This window comes from Pollutimonas rozaliensis (assembly GCF_048751585.1).
Lineage (GTDB): Bacteria > Pseudomonadota > Gammaproteobacteria > Burkholderiales > Burkholderiaceae_B.
Window position 1 is genome coordinate 1 of sequence record NZ_JAZHOB010000266.1, and the last position, 250, is coordinate 250.

Annotated in this window: 1 protein-coding gene; it reads right to left on the bottom strand. The window is 47.6% G+C overall.

Annotated elements, in window-relative coordinates:
• The coding region (locus V0R37_RS22850) for a transposase (RefSeq protein ID WP_420376656.1) at positions 1 to 250 on the bottom strand (250 nt) is incomplete at both ends.

The following is a 250-nucleotide window of genomic DNA, read 5'->3' on the forward strand; positions in this document are numbered from 1 at the left end:
TTTTAATCCACGCCCACGTCTTTTCAATCGGATTCAAATCAGGGCTGTATGGCGGCAGCCAAAGCACAATATGGCCGGCCTCTTTTAACGCACCCAAAATATCCTGCCGTTTGTGAAACGTCGCATTATCCATCACCACTATACTGCAGGCAGGTAATTCGGGAATTAATGCCTGTGTTATCCAAGCATGGAAAACATCACTGTTGACGCTGCATTCAAACATACCGAAGGCAAACGGCACGCCGTTGCA